The organism is Natrinema pallidum DSM 3751, from assembly GCF_000337615.1.
In the GTDB taxonomy this organism is placed as follows: domain Archaea; phylum Halobacteriota; class Halobacteria; order Halobacteriales; family Natrialbaceae; genus Natrinema; species Natrinema pallidum.
Window position 1 is genome coordinate 1 of sequence record NZ_AOII01000023.1, and the last position, 8,927, is coordinate 8,927.

Here is an 8,927-nt window from a genome sequence, read left to right on the forward strand (position 1 = left end):
CAGAGATGTGTATAAGAGACAGAGATCACACTCACCGCGCTGACTGCCGTGACCGTCGCTCTTGGCGCGTACGTCGTCGTCTATGTGGTTGCGGTACCGTCGTAAGGGGGTCTCAGCGGTTCGAGACTCCGTACGCTTTTCTGAGGGCAGTTAGTACGGGCTACTGTGTCTCGGACCCCACTCACGAAACTGATCGCTGACGACCGCTCCAACGCGGTGGTCGCGTGGCTGCTGGTCGTCGCGATCGCGCTCATCGGTCTCGGTGAGTTCGTGACGGGTGGTCTCCTCTGGACGACCTTCGCGGTGATGCTCGTCGTATTGGCGTTGTTGCCGCCGCTTGCCGTTCGGTCCCCGTTCGTCATGCTCCCCTGGGAAGTACTCTTGCTCGCGGCGTTGCCCGTGCTCGGGATGGTTCTCGAGGCGGACCGGCTGACGGGGAACTTCGCGTCGTACCTCTCGGTCGCCGCGATCGCACTCGTCATCGCCGTCGAACTGCAGGCCTTTACCACCGTGCGGATGACACCCGGCTTCGCCGTCATCTTCGTCGCCGTGACGACGATGGCCGCTGCCGCCCTGTGGGCGCTCTTTCGCTGGAGCGTTTCCGGACTGCTCGGCGTGCCGTTCCCGAGCGATCACGACGCCGTGATGTGGGAGTTCGTCTATTCCGCGGCCACCGGTCTCGGTGCCGGCATCGTTTTCGAACTGTATTTCAGGCGGCTCGGCCGCCTCGAGCAGTACGGGACCGGCGAGGAAGCGTCCCCGGTGGAGGGCACCGATGCGTAACATCTCCGGATTGCTGCCGTCCCAAAAGCAACAGCGGCGACTTACCTATCTCATGGAGATCGGGTTGATCGGCATGCTGTTCGTCGGGATCGAACGCGGCAACGGCGGCATCGTCCTGAACACGGCCGTCGCACTCGCCGTCACCCAACTCCCGCCGCTCCTCGAGCGCGACTACGAGATCCCGATGGACCCGCGACTCACGCTCTGGATCACCACTGCGGTCTTCCTCCACGCGTTCGGGACCGTCGGACTCCCGGGTGCTACCAAAACGCTCTACAGTCAAGTCTGGTGGTGGGACCACATGACCCACGCGCTCTCGGCGTCGCTCGTCGCCGGCGCGGGATACGCGACCGTCCGTGCGCTCCACGAGCACGCCGACGGCATCCACTTCCCACAGCGGTTCGTCGCGGTGTTCATTCTGCTTTTCGTCCTTGCGTTCGGCGTCCTCTGGGAGATCCTCGAGTTCGCCATCGCGCTGTCGGCGCAGGCACTGGGGATCAGGGCCGTGCTCACACAGTATGGCCTCGCCGATACGATGCTCGACTTCGTCTTCAACTCGATCGGCGGTCTGATCGTCGCCCTGTGGGGCGGTGCCTACCTCGCGGACGTCACCGGCGCGATCCGCGATCGACTCGACGCACGGGACGACTGAACCGCAATATCGACGTCGACGGCGTCGATTCACACCTGAACGGACGCCGTGTTTTACGTTACTACGCAGCGTAGCCGCGCAGGCCATGGTCTTCAAGAAGATAACGCTCATCGGCACCAGTCCGGAAAGCTTCGACGCCGCGGCCGACGACGCCATCGACCGCGCGGAAGCGACCCTGCAGAACGTACAGTGGATCGAGGTCGACGAACTCGGCGTCGAAGTCGCCAGCGCGGACGACCGGGAGTACCAGGCCGAGGTTACCGTCGCGTTCGAACTCGAGGAGTAGTCGGCCGGCGCGGTGGTTCTCGCCCGCCGCTCTCGATCGCTCCTTCTCGTCGGTCCGATCGATGGCTCCTGTCCGTCAGCCGTCGGTCGCGACCCAAATCGGCAGAACGCGAAGTCGGTACGGGATCGGCTGTGACCGGTTGCAGTTACGTCCGGAACGATTCGCCGCAGCCACACTCGCTGACGACGTTTGGATTGTCCACGTGGAACCCTTCGGCCTGTAACCCGTCCTCGTAGTCGAGGACGCTCCCCTCGATGTACTTCAGGCTCGCCGGATCGACGAACACGCGCAGATCGTGATGCTCGTAGATCGTGTCGTCCTCGTCCGGCGCGTCGTCGAACCGCATGCCGTAGGAGAGACCGGCACAGCCACCCTGTTGGACGAACAGCCGAAGGCCGGCTTCCGTCACGTCGAGGTCCTCGCCCTCGAGGAGGGACAGCGCCTGTTCGGCCGCGTCTTCGGTCACTTCGATCGTCGGGCGCGTGTCCGCCTCCCCGCCGTCCATACTGTCCGTGCTCATACCACTCCATTCCGGCGCAACGATGTTAACTGTGACGCCATTCTCGGCCTCCCGAACTAGCCGAATCCGGTTACCCGCGGCCTCGATCGGCCGATCGCGACTCGGCTACCAGTTCGCACGCTGGAGCGATCGATAGCACGTCCCGAACTCTCGCTCGTCGTTGCGCGAGAGTTCGATGTCGTGTTCCGCCAACAGTTCGAGCATCCGCTCCGGGTCGCAGTCGTACCACATCGAGAGGAGCCGCACGTTCCGCTGTGCGTAGTCGTAGTTGCGCTCGAGGACGCGCCCGTCCATCGGATCGACACGCGGTTCCATCTCGATCCCTACTCCGGCCTCCAGATATGTAAAACCGGTCCGCAACTCCGTCTGCTGAGACCGTCCTATCTCCGGTTCCAATGGTTATTCGTCGTCGCTCGTCTCGTCCTCGAGTCGACTCCGAACGCTCTCGGCGTGGGCCTCGAGTCCCTCGGCCGTCGCGAGCGTGGTGATCGTCTCGCCCATGTCGGCGAGGCCCGTCTCGGAGAGCCGCTGGACCGTCGTCGACCGCAGGAACGTCTCGACTGCGAGCCCGCCGGTCACGCGCGCGCCGCCGTTGGTCGGCAGGACGTGGTTGGTGCCGCTAGCGTAATCACCCGCCGCGACGGGGGTGTTCGGACCGAGAAAGACGCTGCCGGCGCTATCGATGCGCTCGAGGAGCGATTCGTCGTCCTCGGCGATGATCGAGAGGTGCTCGGGTGCGTACTCCTCGGCGAAGAGGATCGCTTCGCTCATCGATCGCGCACGGAGGACGCCGCTCGCATCGTTTCCGAGTGCGTCCCGAATCACCGCCTCTCGTTCGCGCGCGTCGGCCTGCTCGTCGACGGCTGCGGCCACCGCGTCGGCGGTCTCGGCGTCGTCGGTGACGGCCACGACCGAGGCGTTGGGATCGTGCTCGGCCTGTGCGACGAGTTCCGCGGCGACGAGTTCCGGGTCCGCGCTCTCGTCGGCCACGACGACCACTTCGCTCGGTCCGGCGAGGAAGTCGATCTCGACGTCACCCCGTACCTCGGCCTTGGCCGCGGTCACCCACTTGTTTCCGGGCCCGACGACCTTCTGGACGCGGGTGATCGTTTCCGTCCCGTAGGCCAGTCCCGCGATCGCCTGCGCGCCGCCGACGCAGTAGACCGCGTCCGCGCCCGCCGCGTGGATCGCCGCCAACGTTACCGGGTGCAGGTCGTCCGCCGGCGGCGTGACCACGGAGACGTGATCGACGCCGGCGACCACCGCCGGCACGATACCCATGATCGCACTCGAGGGGTAGGCCGCCGAGCCGCCGGGAACGTAGACGCCGACGCGCTCTATCGGTCGAAAGCGCCGACCCAGCGTGCGCCCCTCGCTGAACTCCCGCCGCCAATCCTCGGGCCGTTGTGCCTCGTGGAACTCGCGGACGTTCGTCGCGGCCCGCTCGATCGCGTCCCGCATCCCGTCGTCGATTTCGTCGTACGCGCGTTCGCAGTCGTCGGTGATCTCGAGGTTGCCGACCTCGACGTCGTCGAACTCGCTGGTGTACTCGCGGACCGCGACGTCACCCTCCGTGCGAACGCGTTCGACGATCTCCCGAACGTCTCCCCTGACCGACTCGATACCGGCGTCGCGATCGAAGAAGGCCGCGCGGTCGTCCGGCCCGAGATCGGCGACCGTCTGCACGTCGATTGTCATACCGCAGCGTTCGTGGAGCGGTCGAAAAACGGTTTCCTTCCGATCACGTCTCGGAGTCCTCGACGGCCCAGATCCCGACGGCGTCGAGCGTCGCCCTGACGAAGAGGTAGACGAGGAGCCCAAACCCCACGACGGCAAGCGGTGCCTGCAGCAACTCGGCCACCGCCGCGCCGAGCACGAGCCGACTGATGCCGCGCACGAAGAAACTCACGATCACGAGTCCGAACGCGACGAGCGCGAGTTTGACGAATCCCGACCGGTCCATATGCTCTCCTACGCACACGGTCGCTAAATGACATCGGTTCCGTTCCGCCGACCGCGGGCCACTGGCCACCTCACCGCACGTCGGCGCTCGCCGCACGGCCGATCGCGTAGACGGCCACTGACCCGAAGGCCAGGGCAAGTCCCGACAGGACGGCCAGCGCGGGGACGAGCGTGTTCCACATCCCATCGAACCGCGTGATTTCGATGACTGTCATGGTATCCTCGCCGAGCATCACCGCACGGGCAGCGTCGACACCGTACGTAATCGGGTTGAACGTCGCGACCGTCCGAATCCACTCCGGCAGCGCCGGCAGCGGGAGGAACGCACTCGAGACGAACAGCAAGGGTAACTGGAGCAGGTTCGCCCCGATGATCGTCGATTCCTCGTCGCGGGTCACCACGGCGAGGACGTTCGAGAACGCGGTAAACCAGATCGAGAACAGGACGCAAATACCGACGATCGCGACCGCGCCGACCACCCCGGTCGCGATCTCGGCACCGAGCAATACGCCCAGGACGAGCACGATCGTAACCTGAACGACGATGCGGACGATCTCGGCCACCGTCTTGCCCAGGAAGATGGCGCTGCGGTTCATCGGACTCACCAGCGTCTTCTCGAACATGCCGTTTTCGATGTCGTTGACCAGCCCGATTCCCGACGTCGCGGCCGCCACCAGCGCGACCTGAATCACGATCGCCGGCACGAGGTACGTCTCGTAACTGATCCCCGCGAGCGCGCTCGTCGCGACGCCGCCGAACACCTGCGTGAACAGGACGAGGAAGATGATCGGCTGGACGAGCGAGACGACCAGTACGAACGGGTTCCGGACCGACTTGATCGTCCAACGGACGAACGTGACCCACACGTCGCGCGCGAAGTGCCCGCCGTGGCGGTCGACGTACGGTGCGCTCATCGGTCCACCCCGCTCCCCGTCCGCTCGTCGGTCCCGTTCGTCGATCGGCCGCTCGAGTCATGGCCGCCGGCATCGACCGGCCCGGAGCGGACATCGTCCGTCGGCTCCTGTTCGGTTTCAGTTCCCGACGCGTTCCCGTCCGGTTCTCCGGTCACGGCGAGGAAGACATCGTCGAGCGTCGGTGCCCGAACGTCGAACCCCACGACGCCGATCCCGGCGTCGCGAAGGGCGACCAGCAAATCCGTTCCACGCGCCCGCGCGTCACGCGCGGTCACCGTCACGCCGGACTCGCTGGGCTCGATCACCGCTCCGTCCGCGAACAGCCCCTCCTCGCGTGCGATCGAAACCGCCTGATCGCCCTCGTCGGCGTCCGCCAGTTCGACGGCGAGAATCTCGCCGCCGACCCACCGTTTCAGCTCCTCCGGCGTGCCCTCCGCGACGACGCCCCCGTTCTGGATGACCGACAGCCGATCGCACAGCTGGTCGGCCTCCTCGAGATACTGCGTCGTCAGAAAAACGGTCGTTCCTTCCTTGTTGATCCGCCGGAAGTACGCCCAGAGGCGGTTTCGTGCCGCCGGGTCGAGTCCGGTTGTCGGCTCATCGAGGAAGACGAGCGGCGGCCGGTGAACGAGCGCCGTCGCCGCATCGAGGCGCTTTTTCATCCCGCCGGAGAAGTCATCGGCGACCTTGTCCGCAACGTCGGTGAGTTCGACGAGCTCGAGCAGGTCGGCGATTCGGTCGTTCCGCCGAGAGCGTGCCACGCCGTAAGCATCACAGGCGAAGCGGAGGTTCTCGCGGGCCGTCAGCTCCGGATCGATACTCGTCTCCTGGGCCATGTATCCGACCGTCGCGCGCACGCTCCGTGGCTCCGCGACGGTGTCGAACCCGTTTACCGTCACCGACCCGTCGGTCGGCCGCAATAGCGTCACCAGCGTTTTGATCATGGTCGTCTTGCCCGCGCCGTTGGGTCCGAGAAAGCCGAAGAACTCCCCGCGCTCTACGAGGAGATTGACGCCGCGAACCGCTCGCGTTCCGTCCGCGTATGTCACCGCCACGTCGCGGGCCTCGATAGCGTAGTCGGTCACGGTCGTGCTAGGACGACTACAGGGAAATACGTGTGAGTCGAACTGCACGTCGCCGCTCGGCCCGCCGGCCGCTCGACCGGAACCGCTCGCCGGTCGCCCGCGTTACGCCGCCCGTACTTCACCGCGTCCTCGAGGTGGCCGTTCACTGACGATATTTTCGGCCCGCTCTCGAGAACGGCCTGTCGGCACACAGTCAGCGCCGACAAGCGCTGCATAACTATTTCGCAGTCACCGTACCACGGTCATATGTGGCCGTGGGAACACGCGATCGTCGCTTATCTCTCGTACTCGCTCCTCTGTCATGTCGCCGTCCGCGATTCCCCCGGCGGACTCGACGCCTTCGCCGTCGTCGTCGCGTCGGTTCTCCCGGACCTGATCGACAAACCCCTCGCGTGGACGTACGGCGTCTTCGATGTCGGCTACGGCCTCGGCCACTCGATCTTCTTCGCAGTGCCGGTGGCGATCGTCGCCGGCACGGTCGCACGGGCGGCCGATCGGCCGCTCGTCGGCCTCGCGTTCGGGCTCGGCTACCTGTCACATCCGTTCGCCGATATCATGGATGCGTTCTTCCGACAGGATACCTTCCTCATCGAAATCACCCTCTGGCCCATCGCACCGGCTGAGGGCCGGCCGCCCGGGTCCGACGTCCTCGACGTGTTCGTCACGCTGGCCGGCCGCTACGCGAATACCGTCCTCGCCGGCGATCTCTCGACGTACCTCTGGATACAGCTCGGACTCGCCGCGCTCACGGCGCTCGTCTGGCTTCTCGATGGCGCTCCCGTCCTCCGGGAGTGTCTCCGAGCGACCGGCCGAGCGATCGCAACGCTTCTGGGGCGGGATACCCCCTCGAGCCGGACCGATCCGGAGCAACGATAGTCCTGGGCTCCGCTCCATCGATACTCAGCCGCAGTAACAGTGCCCGTTCGGGCAGTTAGCCCTCTCCTGCTCTCCGATATCGATGCCGAGCGCAGCGAGCGAGCCGCGGACTCGCTGGCTCGTATCCGTGTCCGGACGGATAGCCCCGGCGACCGCCCCCGTCGGTGACGCTCCCGCGTCGACGGTCGTCGCGACTGCTCGCTCGGCGTGATCGATTACTGCAACGTGGTTTGCCGTCTGCACCGGAACATATAGCTTTTCGCGAGCGGGGCCCCACGCGCCCGAGATCGACCGCCCGCCGATGGCGAGGTCGCCCTCGACCGTCCCTGCCTCGCAGTCGATCACCGTCACACGTTCCGCGTCCGGGGTGAAGAGGTACGCTATCTCCCCGTCGGGGCCGATCTCGCTCGTAATCGGGGCCGCCGGCAGGCCGTCGTCGCGCGTGATGCGCTCGCGTTCGACTGGCGTCGTCGGGTCCGAAATATCCCAGATGCTTTCCGACCCCTCGCGCGGGATCGCCGGAGCGGTTCCGAGTTCGCCCTCGCCGTTCTCGACGAGCAGGGTCTCCCCATCGAACGAGGCCGTTCCCATGAACGGCAGGACCTTCCCGTCTCCGGCGGGCTCGCCGACATCGACCCGCTCGACGATTTCGAACGGATCGACGGTGAGGATCGCCACCGTCTCGTTCGCGATCTCCGGGACGAAAGCGTACTTCCCGTCGGGCCCGAGGGTCGTATCACAGGGGCCCGTGTACTCGGTCTCGACCTTGCCGGTTACCTCCCCAAACTCGTCGCTCCCGCGATCGGCATTGATCCGGACGATCGCGTGCGTCTCCTGCTCGTCCGGCTCGGGATCGAGCGTCGTCGTCCCGCCCGAAGCGACTATGAGGTGCTTTTCGTCCGGCGTCAGGTTCGGATAGTTCGGTTCATACCCCGTCTCGACGCGTTCGATCCCCTCGAGCGTGTGTTGATCGACCGCGCGAACGCCCCCGTTGACGTTGAGCCAGAGCCCGTCGTACGTCGAGTCGAGGCTCGTTCCGTACTGGTTGGCGGGAAACGATGCCGTCGTATCGATGAAGGCGTTCGCGAGGCGTTCGTCCGTCTCGGCATCGATAACGCTCACCGTTCGATCGCCGTTGTTGAACACGAACACCGTCGGCACGCCCTCGGTACTCCCCTGAGAGAAACAGCCCGTTACGGGGACCATCGCACCCACAGCCGCAGACGACTCGAGTAGTCGCCGCCGACCAACACCGTCGGAAAACGGGTCCGTCGGGCCCGGACTCGAGTCCGTGTCACGACCGTGTCCATCGTTCCTTGGGCTCCCGTCCATACCGTTCGTCCGACGGCCAGTGTCAAAAGTGACCGTGCGCCATCGGTGAGCGAGAGTACTCGAACGATCATCGAGGGAGACGCGTCGGTTCCGCCCTTGATCGGCACGTTCGGCCCGACAAGCACGGATCTCCCGTCTACCGGCCGCCCGTAGTCTTCCGGCAGTGACTATCCCTTCCCCGTGAATGCCCAACACAGAGCAATGAACGCCCGAGACGACGGCCTTATGTGTTGCCCGGGCATCCGACACTAATGCGAACGACGTGGCGCACGCCGCCACGTTCCCTCCGGCCGCGACCCGGCACGGAGGTAGGCATCATATCCGCCCTCGCGACGGCAGCGGACCGCTCCGCTACCGTCCATCTCGAGGCACTCGGACTTGACGCGACTGACGCCGACCGACGGCGTTCCGATACGACGCCCTTATATGATAGGGACTCGTCGTCCGGAGTACGCGGAAGTCCCCGCCGGGTGCGGATTCCGGCGAGGACGCGATCCGATGCCCTTATATGTACGAG

At 65.7% G+C, this 8,927-nt stretch carries 11 protein-coding genes; 4 read left to right on the forward strand and 7 right to left on the reverse strand.

Annotated elements, in window-relative coordinates; translation table 11 throughout:
* The first annotated feature begins 165 nt into the window (after positions 1-165).
* The 3 genes from C487_RS02760 (at position 166) to C487_RS02770 (ending at position 1,721) form a co-directional block, all read left to right on the forward strand.
* Positions 166-783 carry a hypothetical protein gene (locus C487_RS02760; RefSeq protein WP_006184151.1) on the forward strand — a complete coding sequence of 206 codons (618 nt, stop codon included), beginning with the start codon at positions 166-168 and terminating at the stop codon, positions 781-783.
* Complete coding sequence (locus tag C487_RS02765) at positions 776-1,435, forward strand: hypothetical protein (protein WP_006184152.1); 660 nt, start codon at positions 776-778, stop codon at positions 1,433-1,435. The genes C487_RS02760 and C487_RS02765 overlap by 8 nt, the downstream gene beginning before the upstream one ends.
* Positions 1,436-1,520: 85 nt before the next feature.
* A complete protein-coding gene (locus C487_RS02770; protein ID WP_006180927.1) occupies positions 1,521-1,721 on the forward strand; it encodes a dodecin in 201 nt (66 codons plus the stop codon).
* Between the two features lie 145 nt (positions 1,722-1,866).
* Here the strand turns inward: C487_RS02770 and C487_RS02775 are convergent, their stop codons facing one another.
* The 6 genes from C487_RS02775 to C487_RS02800 form a co-directional block, all read right to left on the reverse strand.
* Positions 1,867-2,241, reverse strand: a complete 375-nt coding sequence (locus C487_RS02775) for a HesB/IscA family protein (RefSeq protein ID WP_006184153.1) — start codon at positions 2,239-2,241, stop codon at positions 1,867-1,869.
* Positions 2,242-2,346: 105 nt separating this feature from the next.
* Positions 2,347-2,556 (reverse strand): hypothetical protein, encoded by a 210-nt coding sequence (locus tag C487_RS02780; protein ID WP_006184154.1) that lies wholly within the window; start codon positions 2,554-2,556, stop codon positions 2,347-2,349.
* An 84-nt stretch (positions 2,557-2,640) separates the two neighbouring features.
* Positions 2,641-3,939, reverse strand: a complete 1,299-nt coding sequence (gene hisD / locus C487_RS02785) for a histidinol dehydrogenase (protein ID WP_006184155.1) — start codon at positions 3,937-3,939, stop codon at positions 2,641-2,643.
* Positions 3,940-3,982: 43 nt separating this feature from the next.
* The gene (locus C487_RS02790) at positions 3,983-4,204 is read right to left on the reverse strand and encodes a hypothetical protein (protein WP_006184156.1); all 222 of its coding nucleotides are present in this window, start codon (positions 4,202-4,204) and stop codon (positions 3,983-3,985) included.
* 70 nt (positions 4,205-4,274) lie between these two features.
* A complete protein-coding gene (locus C487_RS02795) occupies positions 4,275-5,117 on the reverse strand; it encodes an ABC transporter permease (protein ID WP_006184157.1) in 843 nt (280 codons plus the stop codon).
* A complete protein-coding gene (locus C487_RS02800) occupies positions 5,114-6,202 on the reverse strand; it encodes an ABC transporter ATP-binding protein (protein ID WP_006184158.1) in 1,089 nt (362 codons plus the stop codon). The genes C487_RS02795 and C487_RS02800 overlap by 4 nt, the downstream gene beginning before the upstream one ends.
* Positions 6,203-6,448: 246 nt before the next feature.
* On the opposite strand from C487_RS02800, the gene C487_RS02805 reads away from it, so the two are divergent.
* Positions 6,449-7,078: a metal-dependent hydrolase gene (locus C487_RS02805; RefSeq protein WP_006184159.1), complete on the forward strand. Its 630-nt coding sequence runs from the start codon at positions 6,449-6,451 to the stop codon at positions 7,076-7,078.
* A 24-nt stretch (positions 7,079-7,102) separates the two neighbouring features.
* Here the strand turns inward: C487_RS02805 and C487_RS02810 are convergent, their stop codons facing one another.
* On the reverse strand, positions 7,103-8,284 hold the full coding sequence (locus C487_RS02810) for a beta-propeller fold lactonase family protein (RefSeq protein ID WP_006184160.1): 1,182 nt from the start codon (positions 8,282-8,284) through the stop codon (positions 7,103-7,105).
* Positions 8,285-8,927 lie beyond the last annotated feature (643 nt).

What these genes read in the sequence shown, in the direction of transcription:
- C487_RS02765 (WP_006184152.1), top strand. Translation starts at nt 776, where the DNA reads ATGCGTAACATCTCCGGATTGCTGCCGTCCCAAAAGCAACAGCGGCGA.
- C487_RS02770 (WP_006180927.1), top strand. Translation starts at nt 1,521, where the DNA reads ATGGTCTTCAAGAAGATAACGCTCATCGGCACCAGTCCGGAAAGCTTC.
- C487_RS02775 (WP_006184153.1), bottom strand. Translation starts at nt 2,241, where the DNA reads ATGAGCACGGACAGTATGGACGGCGGGGAGGCGGACACGCGCCCGACG.
- C487_RS02780 (WP_006184154.1), bottom strand. Translation starts at nt 2,556, where the DNA reads ATGGAACCGCGTGTCGATCCGATGGACGGGCGCGTCCTCGAGCGCAAC.
- hisD (WP_006184155.1), bottom strand. Translation starts at nt 3,939, where the DNA reads ATGACAATCGACGTGCAGACGGTCGCCGATCTCGGGCCGGACGACCGC.
- C487_RS02790 (WP_006184156.1), bottom strand. Translation starts at nt 4,204, where the DNA reads ATGGACCGGTCGGGATTCGTCAAACTCGCGCTCGTCGCGTTCGGACTC.
- C487_RS02795 (WP_006184157.1), bottom strand. Translation starts at nt 5,117, where the DNA reads ATGAGCGCACCGTACGTCGACCGCCACGGCGGGCACTTCGCGCGCGAC.
- C487_RS02805 (WP_006184159.1), top strand. Translation starts at nt 6,449, where the DNA reads ATGTGGCCGTGGGAACACGCGATCGTCGCTTATCTCTCGTACTCGCTC.
- C487_RS02810 (WP_006184160.1), bottom strand. Translation starts at nt 8,284, where the DNA reads ATGGTCCCCGTAACGGGCTGTTTCTCTCAGGGGAGTACCGAGGGCGTG.